This is a genomic window from Agromyces tropicus (assembly GCF_039531345.1).
Taxonomy (GTDB): Bacteria; Actinomycetota; Actinomycetes; order Actinomycetales; family Microbacteriaceae; genus Agromyces; species Agromyces tropicus.
On record NZ_BAAAPW010000003.1, the window covers coordinates 222,174 to 244,344 of the forward strand.

The window sequence follows — 22,171 nt, forward strand, 5'->3', positions numbered from 1 at the left end:
GGTGGCCGGATCCCCGCGATCCCGGGGTGTGGGTACTTATAACGCGCAACCAACATAAGTTGCGCAGACGCGGGGATCTTCTGCTACGCTCACGAAACGTCAACGTGGACTCCCGGCGGGTGTGACCGCATCCGGGTGGATCAGCAGTCCACCTGACGGCGCTGCGTCACATCCAACGAGAGGACTGAACACATGAGTGTCAAGCGCACTTCACGAGCCGGCACGCTGCTCATGGCGGGGGCGTCCCTCGCCGTCGCAGGGCTGCTCGCCGGCTGCACGGCCGGGGGCTCCGAGTCGAGCACGGCCGACAACCGCAACTCGGCCGAGGAGAACGCGGCCGCCGGCGACACGGTCGTCATCGGCTTCTCCGGCCCGGCCGCCGACCACGGCTGGCTCGGAGCGATCAACTCCTCGGCCATCGCGGCGGGCGACAGCTTCCCCGACGTCGAGCTGCGGGTCGCCGAGGGCACGAACGACGCCAACCTCCAGATCAGCCAGGTCGAGACCTTCGTCAACGACGGCGTCGACGCGATCGTGCTGCTGCCCACCGACGGTGCAGCGCTGACCGAGGCCGCGACCAAGGCGATGGAGGCCGGCATCCCGGTCATCAACGTCGACCGCGAGTTCTCGAGCCCGTTCGCCGCGCGCGCGACGATCCTGGGCGACAACTACGGCATGGGCGTCTCGGCCGGCACCTACATCTGCGAGCGCCTCGGCGGCCAGGACGACGCCGTCATCGCCGAGATCGCCGGCATCGACTCGCTGCCGCTGACGCAGGACCGCTCGCGCGGCTTCGCCGACGCGCTGTCCGACTGCGGGCTGTCGGTGACGAACCGCGTGGCGGCCGACTTCACCGTCCAGGGCGGCGAGGCGGTCACGTCGCAGCTGCTCTCGGCCGCACCGGAGATCGACGCCATCTGGAACCACGACGACGACCAGGGCGTCGGCGTGCTCGCGGCCATCGACGCCGCGGGACGCGACGAGTTCTTCATGGTCGGCGGCGCGGGCAGCGCCAACGCGATGCGCGAGATCCAGTCGGGCGACTCCGTGCTCGAGGCGACGGTCATCTACCCGTCCACGCAGGCGGCGGACGGCATCGCGATGGCCCGGCTGATCGCGCAGGGCAAGACGATGAGCGACCTCTACACGCCGAGCGTCCCGTACCGGGTCGTGCTCGACGCGCCGGTGATCACCGCCGACAACGTCGACGAGTACATCCAGTTCGCGTTCGAGTCCTGATCCGGACCCCGAGGCCGGGCGCCGACGGCGCCCGCCCTCCCCTAACCCAGAAAGGCGGCAACGACCGCATGCGTGAACGACTCCGCGTCGCGATGGTGGGCAACGGCTTCATGGGCGCCGCCCACTCGCAGGGATGGCGCGTGGCGCCGAGGTTCTTCGACCTGCCGGCCGAGCCGGTCATGGAGCTCCTCGTCGGCCGAGATCCGGATCGCGTCGCGGCATCCGCCGAGAAGTGGGGATGGCGCGACTCGTCCGCGGACTGGCGTTCGGTCATCGAGCGGGACGACATCGACGTCATCGACATCGTCACGCCGGGCGACAGCCACGCCGAGATCGCGATCGCCGCGCTCGAGGCGGGCAAGCACGTGCTGTGCGAGAAGCCGCTCGCCAACTCCCCGGCCGAGGCCGAGGCCATGACCCTCGCGGCGCGGGCCGCGGCGGAGCGCGGCGTCCGCTCGATGGTCGGCTTCACGTACCGGCGGCTGCCGGCGACGGCGTTCGCCCGTCACCTGATCGCCGACGGGCGGATCGGCGACATCCGCCACGTCCGGGCCTCGTACCTGCAGGACTGGCTGGTCGACGCCGAGTCGCCCATGACGTGGCGGCTCGAGAAGGACCGCGCGGGATCCGGGGCGCTCGGCGACATCGGCGCGCACGCGGTCGACCTGGCGGAGTACCTCACCGGGCTGCAGCTCGCGTCGGTCTCGGGGGTGCTCGAGACCTTCGTGCGCGAGCGCCCGATCGCGGGGTCGTCGTCGGGGTCGATCGCCGGCGGGGGATCCGGCGAGGCGACCGGGGTCGGAACGGTCACCGTCGACGACGCCGCGTTCTTCCACGGCCGGTTCGACTCCGGGGCGCTCGGGTCGTTCGAGGCCACGCGCATGGCGACCGGGCGCAAGAACGCCCTTCGCGTCGAGGTGTCGGGCTCCGCGGGCGCGATCGCGTTCGACCTGGAGCACCTGAACCGCATCGAGTTCTACGACGGATCGGCGCCCGGGACCGAGCAGGGCTTCACGTCGATCATCGTCACCGAGCCGGAGCACCCGTGGGTGTCGGCGTGGTGGCCTGCCGGCCACCTGCTCGGCTACGAGCACGGGTTCGCGCACCAGGCGAGGGACTTCGTCGAGGCGGTCGCCGCGGGGGAGGATCCGCGCCCGTCGTTCGAGGACGGGCTGCACGTGCAGCGCGTGCTGGAGGCGGTGGAGCGGAGCTCCGGGTCGGACGGCGCCTGGGTGGGCGTCGCCCGGGGGAGCGACTGACCCGGCGGAGGACGTCGGTGGCCGTCGCGTGGGTCGAAGGGGGTGCAGCGGGAATGCCATCGGTCGAGTCGCTCCGACGCGATCCGCGCTCCGTCCGGGGCGACGGGGCGGCGGGCGCTCCGGCGCCGGGGTCGCCGGGCGGGGACGGCGTCGCCGGGGGGTTCGCGCGGCGCGTCGAGGACGCGGTCGCGCGCGTGCCGGCCGCGGTCGCCGCGGCGTGGCGGGCGGTTCCGGCGCCGGCGGACGACCAGCCCGAGCTGCGCGCGCTCGTCGACCGGCTCGCGGGCCAGGGGGGCGGGAAGTACGTCCGCGCCAGATTGGCTGCCGCGGCGTACCTCGGGTCGGGCGGGTCGGACGTGCGGACCTGCGACGCGCTCGCGACCGCCGTGCAGTTGCTGCACGTCGGGTTGTGCGTGCACGACGACCTCATCGACGACGACGACCGCCGACACGGCGCGGCCAACGTGTTCGGCCGGGTGCGCGACGAATGGCTCGAGCGGGGGGCCGACCGACGCGTCGCGGGCCGGCAGGCGGCCTCCGCCGCCCTGCTGGCGGGCGACCTCGCGATCGGGGAGGCGATGGGCCTGCTCGCCGCCGCGCCGGTCGCTCCCGAGGTGCGGGTCGCGCTCGTCTGCGAGGCGGTCGCGGCACTGCGCCGGGCCGTGTCCGGCGAGTTGATGGACGTGGCCGGCGAGGAGTCGCCGCCCGAGGCGGCGCGACCGACTCGGACGGCCGAGCTGAAGACCTCGGGCTACAGCGTCGTGCTGCCGTTGCGCGCCGGCGCACTCGCGTCGGGGCGCGCGGATGCCGCGACGCTGGACGCCCTCGACGGGTACGGGCGCCACCTCGGCGTCGCGTACCAGTTGAGGGACGACGAGCTCGCGGTGTTCGGCGACCCCGAACGGACCGGGAAGTCCACGAGCTCCGACATCCGCGGCGGCAAGCGGACGTTCCTGCTGCAGCTGACGCTCGCGGCGGCGTCGCCCGCCCAGCGGGCGAGCCTCGAGCGGGACGTCGGACGCCCGGGGCTCACGGAGGATGGGATCGAGCGGGTCCGGGCGATCATGCGCGAGACGGGCGCGCTCGAACGCCATCGCGCGTGCATCGTGCGGCGTGCCGCGGATGCCGCCGCCGCCCTCGACGACGCGGGGCTCCCCGCCGCGCTGGACGGCTACCTCCGCGTGCTGGCGCGGTCCGTGCCGACGCGGGAATCGTGACTTCCGAACATGTCTGCGCGGGTTATCGCGTTGAGAACGCAACTTCTGATTGACCGAGGATGCAACCTCGGCTAGCGTCGGGTTCGGGCCGCCGAGGCCCGCTGCGACGGGGCACGATGAACGGAGTTCGACGATGAACGAAGGACGGACCGGGGTCTGGTTCGTGGGCGCTCGCGGGAGCGTCGCGACCACCGCGACGGTCGGGATCGCCGCGCTCGCCGAGGGCCTCGCCGAGCCGGTCGGGCTGACCACGGCCGGGCCGGCCTTCGAGGTGGTCGAGCTCCCCGGCTTCGCCGACCTCGTCGTTGGCGGCCACGACGTCGACGACACCCCGCTCGAGGAGCGCGCCCGACGGCTCGCCGCGGGCGGCATGCTCCCGAGCCGCCTCGTCGAGGCGGTCGCACCCAGGCTCCACGAGGCCGACGCGGCGCTCCGCCCGCTGACGCGCGAGCCGGAGGGCAGCCAGCACGACGAGATCGAGCGCCGTGCCGCCGACATCCGCGACTTCCGCGACGCCCACGGCCTGGCCCGCGTCGTCGTGGTGGACGTCGCCTCGACCGAACCGCTCCCCGCCGACCGACCCGAATTCCACGACCGCGCCGCCCTCGACGTCGCGCTGGCCGACCCCTCGGCCCGAGTCCTGCCGTCGAGCACGCTGTCCGCGCTCGCGGCGGTCGCCGGTGCCCGAGCGCCCTACGCCTGCTTCACGCCGTCCCTCTCGCTCGGCATCCCCGCCCTGGCCGACCTCGCCTCGGCGTCGGGCGTCCCCGTCGCAGGGCAGGACGGCAAGACCGGCGAGACGCTCCTGCGCACGGTGCTCGCGCCGATGTTCACCGCCCGCGGGATGCGCGTGCGGTCCTGGGCCGGAGCGAACCTCCTCGGCGGCGGCGACGGGGCGACGCTCGCCGACCCGGAGGCCGTGCGTTCCAAGCTCGTCTCCAAGAACCGCGGCCTCCACGACCTCCTGGGCGACGACGTCGTCGCGCCGCTCCACATCGACAACGTGCCCGACCTCGGCGACCTGAAGACCGCGTGGGACCACGTGCACGCCGAGGGCTTCCTCGACACGCACATCACGCTGCAGACGACCTGGAGCGCGTACGACTCCACGCTCGCCGCGCCCCTCGTGATCGACCTGGTCCGGCTGCTCTCCCTGGCCGACGCGGCCGGCATCGCGGGTCCGGTGCCCGAGCTCGGCTACTTCTTCAAGGACCCCTGGGGCAGCGACGAGCACTCGTTCGCGCGCCAGGCCGACGAGCTGGTGTCGTGGGCGCTCCGCACCGCGCTCCGGCGCTCCGCGGCACCGGTGGCCTGACGTGGACCTGCCGTCCCTGCTGCAGCTCGTCCGGGCGCCCGCGGGCCTCACCGTGCTCGGCGACGCGACCGCGGGCAGCGCCGCCGCCGGGCGGCGGGGCGTGCTGCCGCGGCTCGGCCTGCCGGTCGCCTCGGTGCTCCTGTACTGGGGAGGGATGGCGCTGAACGACGCCGCGGACGCGGAACTCGACCGGGTGGAGCGGCCCGAGCGTCCGATCCCGTCCGGTCGGATCAGTGCGCGCGCGGCCATGGGGACGGCGGCCGCGCTGACCGTCGCGGGCGTGGCGGTCGCGGGTGCGACCGGCGGCCGCGGCTCGCTCGCGGTCGCCCTGCCGCTCGCCGCGTCGATCTGGACCTACGACCTCGCCGCCAAGCGCGGGCTCGCCGGGCCGGTCGTCATGGCCGCCTGCCGCGGGCTCGACGTGCTGCTCGGCGCCGGCCGCGAGGGCGCCCGCGCCGCCGCGCGTCCCTCGCTCGCCGTGGCCGCCCACACCGGCGCCGTGACCGGGCTCGCCCGCGGCGAGGTGCACGGCACGCGCCCGGCGGCGGCCGTCGTCGCGACCGCGGCCCCGGCGGCGACGGCCGCCGCGGCCGTGCGCCCGGCACCCGACCTCGCCGGCGTCGTCTCCTGGGCGGCGGCCGTCCGGTACGCCCTGCCCACGGCCCGGGCGCAGGTGCGGGCCGTCGGCACGCCGACCGCGGTCGTCGTCCGCGATGCGACCCGCCGCGGCATCCTCGCCATGGTGCCGCTGCAGGCGGCCCTCACCGCGCGCGCCGGCCGTCCGGTCGACGCCCTCGTGCTGCTCGCGATCGACCTGCTCGGCACCATGCTGGCCGGACGGCGCGGCCGGGGGAGGGACATCACGTGACCGCCACCGTCGCCCCGGCCCCGCCCGCCGTCACCCGCCCGACGCTCGGATACGGCACGAACGGGCTCGCCGACCATCCGCTGGACGCGGCGCTCGACGTCGTGCAGCGCACCGGGTACGGCGCGGTCGCGCTGACCCTCGGCCATCCCCACCTCGACCCGTTCGCCGACGGATGGCGCGTCCGCGCCCACCGCCTGCGCGAGGACCTCGACCGCCGCGGCCTGCGCGTCGTCGTCGAGACCGGCGGCCGATACGTGCTCGACCCGTTCCGCAAGCACCGGCCGAACCTGCTCGACGGCGGGGACGCCGAGCGGCGGGTGGCCTTCCTCGTCCGAGCGATCGAGATCGCCGACATCCTCGACGCCGAGTGCGTCTCGCTGTGGTCGGGCACGCTGCCGGACGGCGTCGACGAGGCGCTCGCCTGGGACCGGCTCGCGCCGCGCATGTCGCGGGTGGTCGCCGCCGCGCGGTTGCACGGCGTGCGCCTCGGCGTCGAGCCCGAGCCCGGCATGCTCGTCGAGACCGTCGCCGACGCGCTGCGGCTGCGCGGAGACCTCGGCGACCCGCCCGAGTTCGGCATCACGGTGGACCTCGGCCACTGCGTGGTCGTGGAACCCGGCGGCGTCGCCGGCGCCCTGCGTGCGGCGGGCGACCTGCTCGTGAACGTGCAGGTCGACGACATGCGGCCCGAGGCGCACGAGCACCTGGAGCTGGGCGACGGCGTGCTCGACCTCGACCTCGCGTTCCGCACGCTCGCGGAGCTCGGCTACGCCGGCGTCGCCGCCGTCGAACTGCCGCGGCACTCGCACGCGGGCCCGCGCTGCGCGGCCGAGAGCTTCGCACGGCTCCACGAGGTGATGGAGGGGATCCGATGACCGATGCCGACCTGCTCGACCCCGCGGCCTCGGCCGTCGTCGTCGCCGACGGGCTCGCGTCGCGCTATCGCGACGGGGACACCGAGACGCGGATCGCCGTGCTCGGCCTCCTCGACCGCCGCGCCGCCGATGGGCCGACTCCCGACGTCGTCCGCGACACCGGGATCCGGCTCCTGCGCGACGCGCTGCGCACCAACGATCCGAGGCTCGTCGCCGCCGCGATGGGCGGCTTCGCCGGCCGGTACCTCGGCGATCACGACTGGCGCCACGGCGTCGTCAAGCTCGTGTTCATGGGCGTCCCGCTCGACGGCGTCGCCAGGCTCGACGAGCGGGCGGACGCCGAGCTCGCCCGCATGGCCGCCGACCTCGCCGAGGAGCGCGAGGCCGCGGGCCGGCCAGTGCCGGAGGACCTCCGCCGACTGCTCGCGCCCGCGCCGGCGCCGACCGACCCCGCCCGACCGGAAGGACGCTGACATGCGCATCTTCGACCCGCACATCCACATGACCTCGCGCACCACCGACGACTACGAGGCGATGTACGCGGCCGGCGTGCGGGCGATCGTCGAGCCGGCGTTCTGGCTGGGCCAGCCGCGCACCGGCGTGTCGTCCTTCGTCGACTACTTCGATGCGCTGACCGGCTGGGAGCGGTTCCGCGCCTCGCAGTTCGGCATCCGCCACCACTGCGCGATCGCGCTGAACCCGAAGGAGGCGAACGACCCCCGCTGCCGGGAGGTGCTGGCCGAGCTGCCGCGCTTCCTCCGGCGCGACTCGGTGGTGGCGATCGGCGAGACCGGCTACGACTCGATGACGCCCGAGGAGGACGAGGTGCTCGAGACGCACCTGGCCCTCGCGATCGAGCACCGGCTGCCGGTCATCGTGCACACGCCGCACCGAGACAAGAAGCACGGCACCCGGCGGACGCTGGAGGTGATCGCGCACTCGGGGATCGCGCCCGAGCTGGTCGTGCTGGACCACCTGAACGAGGTCACGATCGAGATGGTCCGCGACCGCGGATGCTGGATGGGGTTCTCGATCTACCCCGACACCAAGATGGACCCCGGCCGGATGGTCGCGCTGCTCCAGCGGTACGGGCCGGAGCGCATCCTCGTGGACTCGGCGGCGGACTGGGGCCGCTCCGATCCGCTGCTCACGCTCCGCACCGGCGAGGCCATGCTCGACGCCGGGTTCACGGCCGACGACGTCGACCTCGTGCTCTGGCGGAACCCCGTCTCGTTCTTCGCCCAGAGCGGCCGGCTCGACGTGACCCCGTTGCCCGGGTTCGAGCTCGGCGGCGACGCCCGGCTGTTCGAGGGCAACTCGATCCTCCGCGGCGTGTCGGCGGCCGAGCCCACCGTCGCGACCGAGGGGGTCCGGTGACGCACCTCTCGTACTGCACGAACGTCCACCCCGCGGAGGACCTCGACGGCGTCGTCCGCCAGCTCCGGACCGCCGCGGGCCCGATCCGCCGCGCGGCCGGCCTCGAGAGGCTCGGCGTCGGGCTGTGGCTGCCCGCGCCGCTCGCGGCGCGACTGGCGAACGAACCCGCCGCGCTGGCGCGGCTGCGCGAGGCGCTCGACGCCGACGGCCTCGAGGTCCGCACGCTGAACGCCTTCCCGTACGAGGCGTTCCACGCCGAGGTCGTCAAGCTCGACGTCTACCGCCCGGACTGGACCGATCCCGCCCGGCTGGAGTACACGGTCGACGCCGCGCGCGTCCTCGCCGCCCTGCTGCCTCCCGGCGCCGCGGGCAGCATCTCGACGCTGCCGCTCGGCTGGCGCGAGGGGTGGGACGCCGCGGCCGACGACGCCGCGACCGCCGCGCTCGTCCGGCTCGGCGCCGAGCTGCGCGCCATCCGTGCGGAGACCGGCCGTGTCATCCGCCTGGCCATCGAGCCCGAGCCGGGGTGCGTGCTCGACGAGGTCGACGACGTCGTCGACTGGCTCGCGGCGCGTCGCGACCGACTCGACCTCGAGCACCTCGGCGTGTGCCTCGACACGTGCCACCTCGCGGTCTCGTTCGCCGATCCGGAGGCGGCCGTCGCCCGCATCGCCGCGGCCGGCCTGCGGGTCGTCAAGGTGCAGGCGTCCGCGGCGCTGCACGTCGAGCATCCGGGCGATCCGGACGGGCGCCGTGCCGTCGCCGGGTACGTCGAGGCGCGGTACCTCCACCAGGTCCGCGAGCGCAGGCCCGACGGCGTGCTGCGCGTGGACGACCTCCCGGAGGCACTCGCCGACCTGCCCGCATCCGGGCCGTGGCGCGTCCACTTCCACGTGCCGCTGCACCTCGACCCGGAGCCGCCGCTGGCGGCGACGACCGAGGTGTTGGAGGCGGCGCTCGCGGCGGTGCGCGCGACGCAGCCGGACGACGACCTGCACGTCGACGTCGAGACGTACACGTGGTCGGTCCTGCCGGGCTCCCCGCCCGACCTCGTCGCCGGCATCGCCGGAGAGGTGCGCTGGGCGGCCGACCTGCTCGCCCGGGCGGAGCAGCCGGCATGACGCGCAAGGTGCTGCTGCTCGACGTGGTCGGCCTCACGGCCGACGCCCTGCGGCACATGCCGCGGCTCTCGCGCATGGCCTCCGCCGGCTCCCGTGCCGAGCTCGGCACGGTGCTGCCCGCACTGACCTGTTCGGTGCAGTCGACGGTGCTGACCGGGCGGATGCCGGCCGAGCACGGCATCGTGGGCAACGGATGGTACCTCCGCGGCCTCGGCGACGTGCTGCTGTGGCGCCAGCACAACCGGCTCGTCGAGGGCGAGAAGCTCTGGGAGACCGCCCGGCACCGCGCCGACGGCGACTACCGGAGCGCGAACCTCGGCTGGTGGTACGCCATGGGCGCGAGCACCGACCTCACGGTCACGCCCCGCCCGATCTACCACGCCGACGGGCGCAAGTCGCCCGACTTCTACGCCCGCCCGCCCGGCCTGCACGACGAGCTGCGGGCGGAGCTCGGCGAGTTCCCGCTCTTCCAGTACTGGGGTCCGACGGCGTCGATCCGATCGACCCGGTGGATCGTCGACGCCACGCGGCGCGTGCTCGCCGGTCCGGAGGCGCCGGAGCTCACGATGGCGTACCTGCCGCACCTCGACTACGACCTGCAGCGGTTCGGACCCGACGCCCCGGCGGCGGCGCGCGCCGCCGCCGACCTCGATGCCGCGATGGTGCCGCTCCTCGACCAGGCCGAGGCGCAGGGCGTCACGGTCGTCGCGCTCGCCGAGTACGGCATCGCGCCCGCCGAACGCCCGGTGGACGTCAACCGGGCGCTGCGCCGCGCCGGCCTGCTCGAGGTGCACGAGCAGCAGGGGAGGGAGCAGCTCGACCCGTGGACGTCGCGCGCGTTCGCGGTCGCCGACCACCAGGTGGCGCACGTCTACGTGGGGGACCCGGCCGACGTACCCCGGGTGGCGGCGCTGCTGCGATCGCTCGACGGGGTCGACGAGGTGCTCGACCGTGAGGCGCAGGCCCGGTACGGGCTCGACCACGCCCGCTCCGGCGAGCTCGTCGCGGTCGCCGAGCCCCGGGCCTGGTTCACGTACTACTTCTGGCTCGACGACGATCGGGCGCCGGAGTACGCGCGCGGCGTCGACATCCACCGCAAGCCCGGGTACGACCCCGCCGAGCTGTTCTTCGATCCTGCCGACCGGCTCGCGAAGGCGAAGGCGGCCGGCGACCTCGTCCGCAAGGCCCTCGGCCTGCGCTACGCCATGACCACCGTGCCGCTCGACCCGTCGTGCGTGCGCGGGACGCACGGCCGGCTGCCGGACTCCGCGGCGGACACGCCGCTCATCCTGTCCTCCGACCCCGACCTCCTCGACGGCGGCCCCGACCGCGTGCACGCCACCGAGGTGCGCGACCTCGTGCTCCGGCACCAGGGGCTCGGCGCACCGGCCGCCCCGCAGCGGGCGTCCGCGTCGCGCGACCGTGTCGCACCCCGATGACCCACGACCCGAACGGAAGGATCCGATCATGACCGACACCCCCGAGACCACCCACCCCGTCACCCTGTTCACCGGGCAGTGGGCCGACCTGCCGTTCGAGGAGGTGGCGCGCCTGGCCTCAGAGTGGGGCTACGACGGCCTCGAGATCGGCATCGGCGGCGACCACCTCGACACGAAGCTCGCCGACGAGGAACCCGGGTACCTGAAGGAGAAGCAGGAGCTCCTGAAGCGCTACGGGCTGGAGGTGTACGCGATCTCGAACCACCTCACCGGGCAGGCCGTGTGCGACGACCCGATCGACTTCCGCCACCAGGCGATCGTGCGGCCCTACACCTGGGGCGACGGCGACCCCGAGGGCGTGCGGCAGCGCGCGGCGGAGGACCTCAAGCGCACGGCGCGCGTCGCGCGCAAGCTCGGCGTCGACACGGTCGTCGGCTTCACGGGCTCGAAGATCTGGCAGTACGTGGCGATGTTCCCGCCCGTGCCGGCCTCCGTCATCGACGCCGGCTACGAGGACTTCGCGAACCGGTGGAACCCGATCCTCGACGTGTTCGACGACGAGGGCGTGCGCTTCGCGCACGAGGTGCACCCCTCCGAGATCGCCTACGACCACTGGACGAGCGTGCGTACGCTCGAGGCGATCGACCGGCGCCCGGCGTTCGGCTTCAACTGGGACCCGAGCCACATGATGTGGCAGGGCGTCGACCCGGTGGGCTTCATCTGGGACTTCCAGGACCGGATCTACCACGTCGACTGCAAGGACACGCGGATCCGCACGGCGAACAGCCGCTCCGGCATCCTCGGCTCCCACCTGCCGTGGGGCGACCCGCGCCGCGGCTGGGACTTCGTCTCCACCGGGCACGGCGACGTGCCGTGGGAGGATGCGTTCCGCGCGCTCGACGCGATCGGCTACACCGGCCCGATCTCGGTCGAGTGGGAGGACGCCGGCATGGACCGCCTGCACGGCGGCCCGCAGGCGCTCGAGTACGTGCGCTCGCTCATCTGGCCGCGTCCGGCCGCGTCGTTCGACGCCGCGTTCTCGAACCAGTAGCCAGCGGATGCCACCCGGCCCGCGCCGCCCGTACGATCGAGGTCATGCGACCCGAACCGACGGCCGCGCGGCGCGGGCCGCACGCGGCATCCCGTCCGCCACGCCGTCCCGTCGCCCGCCCGGAGCGGGACCTCTCGCGCCCGCTGCCGGCAGTGTTGAGCTGGGGCGTGCTCGTCGTCTTCGCGATCGCGCTCGCCGCGGGGCTGCTCGTCGGCGCCGTGCCGTGGTGGCTCGCGGCCTGGTTCGGCGCGGCGAGCGTGGTGGCGTTCGCGGCCTACGGCATCGACAAGTCCGCGGCGCAGCGCGACGCCCCCCGCGTCGCCGAGCGGACGCTGCACCTCGTCGACCTCGCCGGCGGCTGGCCCGGGGCGCTGGCGGCGCAGCAGTTGTTCCGGCACAAGACGCGCAAGCGCAGCTTCCGACGTGCCTTCTGGGCGACCGTCGTCGTGAACGTGCTGCTCGCGCTCGGCCTGGTCGCGCTGCTCGGGGCACCCGACCCGGTTCCCGGGCTCCTGGACCGGCTCGCGGGCTGAGTGGGCCACAGGTCCCGACCGCATCCCTCCGCCCTGTGGTAGCTTCCGCGCGAAAACGGCGGTCGGACCGCTCGGCACGTGGTCGGATGGTCCGCCGCCCAACGGGGGGAACACCATGCAACGTCACAACGGGCTCCGCACCAGGCTGACCCGATCCGTCGCGCTCGCCGCCTCCGCCGCCGTCGCGGTGGTCCTGGCGATCGCCGCACCGGCGGCGGCCGCGCCACCGTCCGGCAACAACGGGGGCAAGGACATCGTCTCGACGACGGAGAACTACCTCACCACCTTCTATCCGGTCTGGTTCACGCACTTCCAGACCACCGAGCTGCCGGTTCCGGTCAACCACTTCATCGGGCCGAACAAGATCTCGCCGGTCTACCAGGCGGTCGTCGCGATCAACGACGACACGCTCTACGCGAGCTCCCCGATCGACGTCAGCGGCGACCCCGTCGGCGTGGTCGTGCCGGCGACGCCGGTCAGCTACTCGGTTCTGCTCGTCGACCCGTACGGCAACGTCTACCCGTCCGGCATCCCGTCGCGGAAGGCGGGCGAGGGCACCCAGACCATCGAGTACGCGCTGATCGGACCGGACGCCTCGGACGACCTGCTCGGGGTCGAGGTCGTCCGGCTGCCGCTCGAGCACATGATCATGATCTTCCGCGTCGACAAGCACATCGGCACCGAGGACGTGACGGCCGAAGCGGAGGCGTTCCGCACGGGCATCCTCGCGAACGGCGTCCCGACGGCCGTCAAGCCCGTCGAGGAGTTCGGGGTCCCGGTGAAGACCATCGCCGACGACCTCGTCCGCGTCGCCCCGATCGAGTTCCTGCGCCAGATGCAGGTCGCGGTCGCCGACGACGGCTGGACGCCGCCGCTGACCCGCCAGGAGCAGAAGCTCTCCGACGACTTCGACGCGCTCTTCGGCGACGGGTCGAGCCTCACGCCATCCGAGCGCGCGCAGTTCGCCGAGGGTGCCCGGTCGGCGCACGACGCCATCATCGCCAACTACCTCGACCATCGCGGCGCCACCAACTGGACCCACTTCACCAACATCGGCGAGTGGAAGAAGAACGTCCTCGATCGGGCGTCGATCACCGAGTACTGCCAGTACTGCAACACGAACGAGACGGCGGCGTACTACGTGGCGTTCTACGACGGCAACGGCGCCCCGCTCGACGGGTCGAACCCGAACGGCTACGTGCTGACGTTCCCGGCCGACGCGATCCCGGATGCCGAGCGCTTCTGGTCGCTGACCGCCTACACGCCGCAGGCGATCCAGCCGATCCCGAACGAGCTCGACAAGTACCTCGTGGCGAGCTACACGGAGGGCCTGGAGACGAACCCCGACGGCTCGATCTCCATCTACATGTCGGTGACCCAGCCCGACGGCGTGCCACAGGCGAACTGGCTGCCGGTGCGCGACGGGGCGTTCAACGTGATGCTGCGCGTCTACGGCGTCGTGCCGAAGAGCGACATCGCGAAGGACAAGTACCTCCCGCCGGCGATCCAGCTCCGCTGATCCGCCGTCCCCGCCGGCCCGCCCCGTGCGGGCCGGTCGGGGATGGCCGGATCGGGCCATTCCCGGATGGCCCGGACGCGGGATGCCACGGGAGACGGAACGGAGTGGACTCGAGGGGTCGGATCGCCCCATCGGGGCCTCACCACCGGGAGTCACCATGTCCACCACCGCCGTCCCCACCGCCCCGCCGGCCGTCACCCGCGCTGCCGCCGACGTCCTCGCCCGGCAATGGGCGTACGCATCGGTCGCGCACGGCACGGCCCACGGCTACTACCGCATGCTGTTCGAGGCCGGTCCGGTCGACGCGGCCGCGTTCGCCGCGATCGCCGGGGTCTCCGACGACGAGGCGCGGAGCTGGCTCGGCGAGCAGCTCGAGCTCGGCCTCCTGCGGCCGGTCCGCGGCCCGGAGGGGCGGCCCGAGCTGCTCCTGCCGGCCGAGTACGTTCCCGTGCTGCTCGACGACCACGGCCAGTCGGAGTTCGCCGCCGCGCGGCTCCGGTTCGCCGAGCACGCCGACGAGCTGCCCGAGGTCCTCCGCACGCTGTGGGCCAGCCCCATCGACCCCGACGAGCAGCTGCCGCGCGGCGTCTCGCGGCTGTGGGCGCGCATGTTCCAGCCGGACGACTGACCCGCACCGCGCTCGCCGCCGGCGACGCCGTCCGCCGCCCGGTCGGCCGCGCGCGGTGGTCGAGCCCACTCCGCCTTCCTAGACTGGGGCCCGTGGACGCCGCGGACCAGGTCATCCGCTACACGGAGCACGACGGTGCGTCGATCGCGTGGTCCGAGGTCGGCCACGGCCCGCCGCTCGTCGTCGGCGGCTGGTGGTCGAGCCACCTCGAGCTCGACTGGCGGCAGCCGCGCTTCCGTCGCTTCATCGAGGGGTTCGCGCGGCACCGCACCGTGATCCGCTACGACCGGCCGGGCACCGGCGCGTCCGATCGCGGGCGGATGCCGCCGGCGACGCTCGACGAGGAGCTCGCGGTCCTCGAGACGGTGGTGGAGGCGGCCGGGCTCGGCACGCTGTCGATCCTCGGCGCCTCGTCGGGCGGGGGCGTCGCGTCGCGCTTCGCCGCGCGGCATGCGGAGGTCGTCGACCGCCTCGTGCTCTACGGCACCTACGCCCGCGGCGTCGACCTGGCCCCGCCGGACGCGCGCGAGGCCATGCTGGCGATCGTGCGACAGCACTGGGGGATCGGGTCGCGCGTGCTCTCCGACCTGTTCGAGCCCGATGCGACCGCCGCCGAGCGCGACGAGTTCGTCGAGTTCCAGCGTCGCGCCGCGACGCCCGAGGCGGCGCTCGCTTCGCTCGCCGCGGTCTACGCGATGGACTCGACCGGCCACCTCGGCGAGGTCCGGGCGCCGACCCTCGTGCTGCACCGGCGCGACGACCGGGCGATCCGCTTCGCGCTCGGTCGCGACGTCGCCGCCCGGGTCCCGCACGCCCGCTTCGTGGCGCTCGAGGGCGAGGACCACTTCCCGTGGCGCGGCGATGCCGATTCGGTCGTGCGCGACGCGCTCGGCTTCCTCGGGGCGCCCGTCGATCCCGGTCCCGCGCCGTCCGCGGGCGCGCCGCGGCTCACGGAGCGCGAGCGCGACGTGCTGCGACTCGTCGCGCGCGGCGAGACGGACGCCGAGATCGCGGACCACCTCGTGCTCTCGGTGCACACGGTGCACCGGCACGTGGCGAACATCCGGTCGCGGCTCGGCGTGCCCTCTCGTGCCGCCGCCGCCGCGTGGGCGCTCCGCAACGGCCTCATCTGAACCGCGTCGCGCCGACGGGCGCGGCGGCAGGGGTGGGCGGATGCCGCGGGGGAGGGGGTCCCGCGGCATCCGCCGTCGGCTACGCCCGCTCGGTCACCGTTCCGCGCTTGAGGTGCAGCCGACGCTCGGCGCGCCTGGCGACCGCCGAGTCGTGCGTCACGATCACGAGCGTCAGCCCGCGGTCGCGGTGGAGCCCCTCGAGGAGCCCCATGATCTCGTCGCGCGTCTGCTCGTCGAGGTTGCCGGTGGGCTCGTCGGCGAGGAGCACCTCGGGCTCCTTCACGAGCGCCCGGGCGATCGCCACGCGCTGCTGCTGGCCGCCGGAGAGCTCGCCCGGCACGTGGTGCGCGCGGTCGCCCAGCCCGACCGACTCGAGCGCCTGGGCCGCACGCCGCCGCCGCTCCTCGGCGGAGACGCCGAGCGGCTCGAGGGCGGTCTCGACGTTCTCCTGCGCGGTCAGGGTGGGGATGAGGTTGAAGCCCTGGAACACGAATCCGATCTCGGCGGCACGGATGCGGCCGAGCTTCGTGTCCGGCAGGCCCGACAGGTCGGAGTCGCCGAGCGAGATCCGGCCGGACGTGGGGCGGTCGAGCGCGCCGAGCAGCTGCAGCAGCGTCGACTTGCCGCCGCCCGTCGGCCCCTGGATCGCGACGAGCTGCCCCGTCGGGATCTCGAGGCTGACGTCGTGCAGCGCGTGGATGGTGCGGTCCTTCTGTCGGTACGTCTTGGTGACGTGCTCGAGGGTGTACATGCGTGGGTCCTTCTTCCGGGGTCCGGTGGTCTGCGCGACGGATGCCGCGGTCAGGCGTTGCTCCGCAGTGCTTCGGCGGGGCGCAGCCGGCTGGCGCGCCATCCGCCGATCGCACCGGCGAGGAGACCGCCGAGCAGGGCGAGCCCGACCGCGAGGGCGACCACCGACACCGTGACGGGGGCGTTGAGGACGACATCGGTCGCCTGCTGCGCCGCGAACGGCCCGCCGCCGCCGAACCCGCCGCCCTCGGCGCCGGGGCCGGCCGCCTGCGGGGCCGACGTCGTCGCGAGGTTCGGCGAGACCGCGTTCACGATGCCGATGCCGACGAAGCCGAGCGCGAGGCCGGCGGCGCCGCCGATGAGGCCCTGCACGAGCGACTCGCCCGCGACCTGGCCGACGATGCGGCGGTTCGACCAGCCGATCGCCTTCAGCGTGCCGAACTCCCGGGTGCGCCGGGTGACGCCCTGGATGGTGAACAGGATCGCGATGAGGAACGCGGCCGCGAGCACGGCGATCGAGAGCCAGAGGCCGAGGCTCGAGATCAGCGAGCTCGCACTGCCGAGCGAGCCCGAGACGCTCGCCGCCAGGTCCTCCTGGGTATTCACGGCCTGGTCGGGCAGCGCCTCTTCGAGCGCGGCCTTCACGGCGGGGATGTCGGCGGCCGAGGCGGCCTGCACCGAGATGTCGGACACCTGGCCGTCGGCGCCCGAGAGCGCCTGCGCCACGTCGAGCGGGATGTAGGCGTTCGATGCCGTCGCGGCATCCGCCGACGTCGACGCGACCGTGCCGACGACCTCGAACTCGGCGCCGCCGAGCTCGATCGTGTCGCCCACGGCGAGGCCCTCGGTGGTCGCGTACTCGGCGTCGAGGACCGCGACGTCCTCGCCCGCGTCGCCCGACTCGAGGCCGCGGCCGTCGGCGAGCTCGACCGCGCTCAGCGGGCCGAGCGCGGTGGCGCCCGGGTCGACGCCCGTGACCGTCACGCTGGTGACGTCGAACGCGCCGCCGCCGAAGCCGCCGGCGCCGCCCTCGCCGGGGGCGGGCATGGCGGCGTCGGCGCCTGCGGACTGGTCGCCCGTCGCCTGGTCGCCGCTCGGCCGCTCCGGGAGCTCGCCGTCGAAGGTGACGTTGGTCAGGCTCAGGGTCGCGGATGCCGCGGCCACCCCGTCGACGCCCTCGACCGTGTCGAGCGTCGAGGCGTCGAAGGTCGCGGCGCCGCGCTCGGTGATGAGGCGCGAGTTGCTGAACGCGGTGCCGTCGTCGGTCGTCTCGCCGTCGTCCGAGCCGAACTCGAACCGGACGCCCGGTCCGCCGCCCTCGCCCTGCTCGGGCGGGCCCGCGGCCTGCGACACGGTGAGGTCGGTGCCGACGCCGTAGACGGATTCGAGCACGGCGGCCTGCGCGTCGCGCACGCCCGCCGAGACGGCGTTCACGATCATGACGAGCGCGATCGCGAGCGCCATCCCGACCGCGACGATCGCGGTCTGCCGGCGGCGCCCGGCGAGCTCGCGCCGGAGGTAGGTGAAGAACATGCGGGGTCCTCATCGGTCGTCCCGGCCCACGGCGATCGCGGGCCCGGATCGGACGCTACGGAGGGCGGCTGTGGCGTGCCGATGGCGCCCCTGTGGATCCGGTATGAGCGGCCCCGGTGCGGACGTCATGGCAGGATCACAGGCGGCATCCGCCCCGGTCATAGGAAGGGCACAGGATTCCGCGCATACTCGGAAGCATGAGCATGGAGACCGGCACCGGAACCGCGCACCGCCCGCAGATCGCGAAGGCGGACGGCAGCGCCGTCCGCGTGCTCGTCGTCGACGACGAGAACTCGCTCACCGACCTGCTGAAGATGGCGCTGCGCTACGAGGGCTGGGAGGTCCGCACCGCCGCCGACGGCCTCGGGGCCGTCCGCGTCGCCCGGGAGTTCCGACCCGACGCCATCGTGCTCGACATCATGCTCCCCGACATCGACGGGCTCGAGGTGCTCCAGCGCGTGCGCGCCGACGGCACCGAGACCCCCGTGCTCTTCCTCACGGCCAAGGACTCGCTCGACGACCGTATCGCCGGCCTCACCGCGGGCGGCGACGACTACGTCACCAAGCCCTTCAGCCTCGAGGAGGTCGTCGCGCGGCTCCGCGGCCTCATCCGGCGGTCCACGCTCACGCTCGCCCAGGCGAAGGACCCGGTGCTCCGAGTCGGCGACCTCTCGCTCGACGAGGACTCGTACGAGGTCGAGCGCGACGGCGCGACGGTCGAGCTCACCGCGACCGAGTTCGAGCTGCTCCGCTTCCTGATGCGCAACCCCCGCCGCGTGCTGTCGAAGGCCCAGATCCTCGACCGCGTGTGGAACTACGACTTCGGCGGCAAGGAGTCCGTCGTCGAGCTCTACATCTCGTACCTGCGCAAGAAGATCGACGCGGGGCGCGAGCCCATGATCCACACGGTGCGCGGCGCGGGCTACATGCTCAAGGCGGCCGGATGACGCACCCCGGCGACCCCGGCTACGCGGCCGCGGCGCGTCGAGCCGCGTCGGAGCGCACCCGGGCGGCGACGGATGCCGCGGCCGACGCCGCGGCTCCCGCGGCGTCCGCAGTGACGGCGACCGCGGACCGCCCGCGCCGGCGGCCGGCACCGCAGACCCTGCGCCGCCGGCTGCTCGTCGTCATCGCGGCCCTCGTGGTGCTCGTCAGCGCGATCGTGGGGCTCGTGAGCGTCGCGGCCCTGCACAACCAGCTCGTCGCCCGCCTCGACGCGCAGCTCGTCCAGGCCACGGACCGCGCTGCGCGCACCCTCGGCGACGAGCGCGACGAGCACGATGATCGCGTGCCGCTGCCGCCCGAGGGCGCCGAGGCGCTGCTGCGCATCCCCGGCCAGCCGGTCGGCGCGATCGCCGCACTCGTGACCGACCGCGCCGTCGTGACCTTCGGCGCGATCGACCAGGAGGGCGAGTTCGTCGACCCGCCCCAGGCCGTGGCGCCCGTGCTGGCGTCCGTGCCGACGGATCGCGACCCGGTCACGGTCGAGCTCGACGAGCTCGGGGAGTACCGGGCGATCGCCGCGCCCACCGACGGCGGGTACTCGTTCGTCGTCGCCTTCCCGCTCACGGACGTGAACGCGACCACCGCGCAGCTCGCGATCACCGTCGCCGTCGTGGCCATCGCCGGGCTCGCCGCCGCCCTGGCGCTCGGCGCCGTGATCGTGCGGCGCGCGCTCGTGCCGCTCGACCGGGTCACCGAGACCGCGACGCTCGTGTCGGAGCTCCCGCTGGCGCGCGGCGACGTCGAACTGCCCGACGAGGTGCCCGTCGACGACGAGCGCACCGAGGTGGGGCGCCTCGGCACCGCCTTCAACCGCATGCTCGGGCACGTGTCGTCGTCGCTGTCGGCGCGCGAGCGCTCGGAGCGCAAGGTGCGGCGCTTCGTCGCCGACGCCAGTCACGAGCTGCGCACGCCGCTCGCCTCGATCCGCGGCTACGCGGAGCTCACTCGCCTGCACGGCGGCGACCTGCCGCCCGACGTGCTGCACGCCCTCGGCCGCATCGAGTCGGAGTCGCTGCGCATGACGGACCTCGTCGAGGACCTGCTCCTGCTCGCCCGCCTCGACGAGGGGCGCGAACTGCGACGCGACCCCGTCGACCTCACGCAGCTCGTGATCGACGCGGTCGGCGACGCGCAGGTCGCCGCGCCCGATCACGAGTGGCGGGTGGAGGTCCCCGACGACGCCGTCACCGTGACGGGAGACGCGAGCCGCCTGCACCAGGCCGTGGCGAACCTGCTCGCGAACGCGCGCGTGCACACGCCGGAGGGCACGGAGGTCGTCGTGCGCGTCGCCCGCCTCGCCGCCTCCGGCGGCGCGCCGGCCCGCGTGCGGATCACGGTCGCCGACGACGGTCCCGGGATCGACGAGTCCGTGCGCGCCACCATGTTCGAGCGGTTCGCGCGCGGCGACGCCTCGCGCTCCCGCCGGGCGGGCAGCACCGGCCTCGGGCTCGCGATCGTCCGGGCCGTCGTCGAGGCGCACCACGGCACGGTCGGCGTGGAGAGCGAGCCGGGACGCACCGAGTTCGCGGTCGACCTCCCCGCCTGAGCGGCCTCACTGCACGGGCGCGTCCGGGGGCGGCAGCCGGACCTCGGACTCCGGCTCGACCGTGACGCCGCGCACGCCGCGCATCCGCTCGACCGCCTCGGGCGCGGCGCGCCCGGTGACGATCCCGAGCGCGTCGAGCACCTGCTCGACCTCGAGCCCGGCGTCCTCGAGCTCGGCGACGGCGTCGTCGACGCCGCGCCCCTGCACCGAGACGTGGACGCGCGCCGCCTCACCGGGTCCGGCGCCGCCGGATGCGGCGCCGGACCCCGATGCGGCGTCGGCTCCGACGCCGTCCGGATCGGTCATCGCAGTTCCCGCGGGACGGGGACCGGGGTGATCTCGCCGGGGTCGACGACGGGACCGGGTCGCCACGGCACGGGCTCGTAGTCCCACACCGGCCGGCGGCGCGTCGGCACGACCGCGAGGCCGGCACCGACGTCGATCGCGGGCTGGGGGAGCGGGACGGCCGTGCGCTCGAGCTCGCGCCAGAGTGCGCGGCCGCGCAGGCCGGTCTTCTGCGCGAGGCAGGCGGCGATGCCCGCGACGTGCGGCGTCGCCATGCTCGTGCCCGACTTGCGGCCGTACGAGCCCTTCGAGACGGGGACCGACGACCAGGTCGCCACGCCCGGGGCGGCGATGTTCACCTCGCCGCCGTTGCCGTTCAGGCCGCGGCACGAGAACGGCGCCCGCATGAGCGACTGGTCGAGCGCGGCGACCGCGAGGATCGACGGGCTGTTGGCCGGGGCGTTCACGGGTCCGTTGTTGTTGCCGGCGGCCGCGACGATGAGCGACCCGGCGTTCAGCGCGGCCTGTCCGGCCTGCTCGTAGTAGGCGAAGTAGGCCTGCCCGGGCGCGACCGTCGAGCCCAGCGACATCGAGATCACCTGCGCGCCCTGCTGGACGGCCCACTGGATGCCGGCGAGGATCCCGCCGCTCGCGCCGCTGCCCTGGTCGCTCAGCACCTTCCCGACCACGAGCCGCGCGCGATGCGCGACGCCGTAGCGCCGCTTCGTGCCGCGAGGCCGCTTGGCGCCCGCCGCGGTGCCGGCGCAGTGCGTGCCGTGCGAGTGCCCGTCCTGCACCGGCTGGCCGGCGACGAACGACTGGCTCGCGACGACGCGGTGCGCGAAGTCGGGGTGGTCGAGGTCGATCCCCGTGTCGAGGACGGCGACCCGCATGAGGGTGCCGCCCCAGGGCGCCGTCGAGAGGATCGGCGGGATCGCGCGGACCGCCTTCAGGCCCCACGCGTACGTGTCCGTGTCGGCGTACACCTCCGCCGCGTCGACCTCCTCGTCCTCGGTGCCGGCCTCGGCGTCCTCCTCCTCGAGCACCGGCGCGTCCATCGCGTCGATCGTGTCGAGCGGGTGAACCCAGACCTCGGGCTCGACCGCGAGGATCGGGCTGGACGAATCGTCCACCGCGCGCGACAGCGACCGGGCCTGCTCGCCGTCGCCGTCGACGACGGCGATGTTCAGGAGGTCGAGGTACAGGTCGCCGGATGCCGCGGCCGCCGGGTCGTCGCCCAGCCCGCGGGGCATGCTCCGCTCGATGCCGGCCACGTCGCGCAGCTCGCGCGTCGCGGTGTCGGCATCGACCGGGGCGAAGGTGATGATCTGCCGGCCGGTGGGCCCCTCGGGGAGCCGGAGGTCGGCGTCGGACGTCGTCATCGTGTCGTTCCTTCCCTCAGCGGCGTTCGGCCCGCCCGCGTTCGAAGAGGGTCGACGTCGGATGTGCCACCCAGTGTGCGCCGCCTCGGGGGTCGA

The 22,171-nt window shown here is 74.3% G+C and carries 21 protein-coding genes; 17 read left to right on the top strand and 4 right to left on the bottom strand.

Annotated features, from left to right (window positions below; genetic code table 11):
• Positions 1–192 precede the first annotated feature (192 nt).
• The 15 genes from ABD230_RS12055 to ABD230_RS12125 all read left to right on the top strand — a co-directional run bounded on the left by ABD230_RS12055 (position 193) and on the right by ABD230_RS12125 (position 15,574).
• On the top strand, positions 193–1,239 hold the full coding sequence (locus ABD230_RS12055; protein ID WP_344373999.1) for a substrate-binding domain-containing protein: 1,047 nt from the start codon (positions 193–195) through the stop codon (positions 1,237–1,239).
• 68 nt (positions 1,240–1,307) lie between these two features.
• Positions 1,308–2,498: a Gfo/Idh/MocA family protein gene (locus ABD230_RS12060; RefSeq protein ID WP_344374011.1), complete on the top strand. Its 1,191-nt coding sequence runs from the start codon at positions 1,308–1,310 to the stop codon at positions 2,496–2,498.
• 53 nt (positions 2,499–2,551) lie between these two features.
• Positions 2,552–3,715 (top strand): polyprenyl synthetase family protein, encoded by a 1,164-nt coding sequence (locus ABD230_RS12065; RefSeq protein WP_344374018.1) that lies wholly within the window; start codon positions 2,552–2,554, stop codon positions 3,713–3,715.
• Between the two features lie 133 nt (positions 3,716–3,848).
• The gene (locus ABD230_RS12070; RefSeq protein ID WP_344374027.1) at positions 3,849–5,030 is read left to right on the top strand and encodes an inositol-3-phosphate synthase; all 1,182 of its coding nucleotides are present in this window, start codon (positions 3,849–3,851) and stop codon (positions 5,028–5,030) included.
• Position 5,031: 1 nt separating this feature from the next.
• The gene (locus tag ABD230_RS12075; RefSeq protein WP_344374034.1) at positions 5,032–5,898 is read left to right on the top strand and encodes an SCO3242 family prenyltransferase; all 867 of its coding nucleotides are present in this window, start codon (positions 5,032–5,034) and stop codon (positions 5,896–5,898) included.
• Positions 5,895–6,773 carry a sugar phosphate isomerase/epimerase family protein gene (locus tag ABD230_RS12080; RefSeq protein WP_344374041.1) on the top strand — a complete coding sequence of 293 codons (879 nt, stop codon included), beginning with the start codon at positions 5,895–5,897 and terminating at the stop codon, positions 6,771–6,773. Before ABD230_RS12075 ends, ABD230_RS12080 begins: the two co-directional genes overlap by 4 nt.
• Positions 6,770–7,246 carry an EboA domain-containing protein gene (locus ABD230_RS12085; RefSeq protein WP_344374049.1) on the top strand — a complete coding sequence of 159 codons (477 nt, stop codon included), beginning with the start codon at positions 6,770–6,772 and terminating at the stop codon, positions 7,244–7,246. The genes ABD230_RS12080 and ABD230_RS12085 overlap by 4 nt, the downstream gene beginning before the upstream one ends.
• A 1-nt stretch (position 7,247) precedes the next feature.
• A complete protein-coding gene (locus ABD230_RS12090) occupies positions 7,248–8,150 on the top strand; it encodes a TatD family hydrolase (protein WP_344374060.1) in 903 nt (300 codons plus the stop codon).
• Positions 8,147–9,271, top strand: coding sequence for a metabolite traffic protein EboE (eboE, locus tag ABD230_RS12095; RefSeq protein ID WP_344374082.1), 1,125 nt, complete (start codon positions 8,147–8,149; stop codon positions 9,269–9,271). Before ABD230_RS12090 ends, eboE begins: the two co-directional genes overlap by 4 nt.
• The gene (locus tag ABD230_RS12100; RefSeq protein WP_344374086.1) at positions 9,268–10,710 is read left to right on the top strand and encodes an alkaline phosphatase family protein; all 1,443 of its coding nucleotides are present in this window, start codon (positions 9,268–9,270) and stop codon (positions 10,708–10,710) included. The genes eboE and ABD230_RS12100 overlap by 4 nt, the downstream gene beginning before the upstream one ends.
• Before the next feature lie 28 nt (positions 10,711–10,738).
• The gene (locus ABD230_RS12105) at positions 10,739–11,761 is read left to right on the top strand and encodes a sugar phosphate isomerase/epimerase family protein (RefSeq protein WP_344374089.1); all 1,023 of its coding nucleotides are present in this window, start codon (positions 10,739–10,741) and stop codon (positions 11,759–11,761) included.
• 44 nt (positions 11,762–11,805) lie between these two features.
• A complete protein-coding gene (locus tag ABD230_RS12110) occupies positions 11,806–12,294 on the top strand; it encodes a DUF1294 domain-containing protein (protein ID WP_344374091.1) in 489 nt (162 codons plus the stop codon).
• A gap of 115 nt (positions 12,295–12,409) precedes the next feature.
• Positions 12,410–13,813, top strand: coding sequence for a DUF1214 domain-containing protein (locus ABD230_RS12115; RefSeq protein WP_344374093.1), 1,404 nt, complete (start codon positions 12,410–12,412; stop codon positions 13,811–13,813).
• Positions 13,814–13,970: 157 nt separating this feature from the next.
• Positions 13,971–14,441 (top strand): hypothetical protein, encoded by a 471-nt coding sequence (locus ABD230_RS12120; RefSeq protein ID WP_344374094.1) that lies wholly within the window; start codon positions 13,971–13,973, stop codon positions 14,439–14,441.
• Between the two features lie 92 nt (positions 14,442–14,533).
• On the top strand, positions 14,534–15,574 hold the full coding sequence (locus ABD230_RS12125; RefSeq protein ID WP_344374097.1) for an alpha/beta fold hydrolase: 1,041 nt from the start codon (positions 14,534–14,536) through the stop codon (positions 15,572–15,574).
• A 79-nt stretch (positions 15,575–15,653) separates the two neighbouring features.
• Here ABD230_RS12125 and ABD230_RS12130 read toward each other — a convergent pair whose 3' ends face one another.
• Both ABD230_RS12130 and ABD230_RS12135 read right to left on the bottom strand, forming a co-directional pair.
• On the bottom strand, positions 15,654–16,325 hold the full coding sequence (locus ABD230_RS12130) for an ABC transporter ATP-binding protein (protein WP_344374102.1): 672 nt from the start codon (positions 16,323–16,325) through the stop codon (positions 15,654–15,656).
• A 50-nt stretch (positions 16,326–16,375) separates the two neighbouring features.
• Positions 16,376–17,857, bottom strand: a complete 1,482-nt coding sequence (locus ABD230_RS12135) for an ABC transporter permease (protein ID WP_344374107.1) — start codon at positions 17,855–17,857, stop codon at positions 16,376–16,378.
• Positions 17,858–18,054: 197 nt separating this feature from the next.
• On the opposite strand from ABD230_RS12135, the gene ABD230_RS12140 reads away from it, so the two are divergent.
• The gene (locus ABD230_RS12140) at positions 18,055–18,804 is read left to right on the top strand and encodes a response regulator transcription factor (protein ID WP_344374110.1); all 750 of its coding nucleotides are present in this window, start codon (positions 18,055–18,057) and stop codon (positions 18,802–18,804) included.
• Positions 18,801–20,408, top strand: a complete 1,608-nt coding sequence (locus tag ABD230_RS12145; protein ID WP_344374114.1) for a sensor histidine kinase — start codon at positions 18,801–18,803, stop codon at positions 20,406–20,408. The genes ABD230_RS12140 and ABD230_RS12145 overlap by 4 nt, the downstream gene beginning before the upstream one ends.
• A gap of 6 nt (positions 20,409–20,414) precedes the next feature.
• On the opposite strand, the gene ABD230_RS12150 is transcribed toward ABD230_RS12145, so the two are convergent.
• Positions 20,415–20,714 (bottom strand): hypothetical protein, encoded by a 300-nt coding sequence (locus ABD230_RS12150; RefSeq protein WP_344374119.1) that lies wholly within the window; start codon positions 20,712–20,714, stop codon positions 20,415–20,417.
• A complete protein-coding gene (locus tag ABD230_RS12155; RefSeq protein WP_344374122.1) occupies positions 20,711–22,075 on the bottom strand; it encodes a S8 family serine peptidase in 1,365 nt (454 codons plus the stop codon). The genes ABD230_RS12150 and ABD230_RS12155 overlap by 4 nt, the downstream gene beginning before the upstream one ends.
• Positions 22,076–22,171 lie beyond the last annotated feature (96 nt).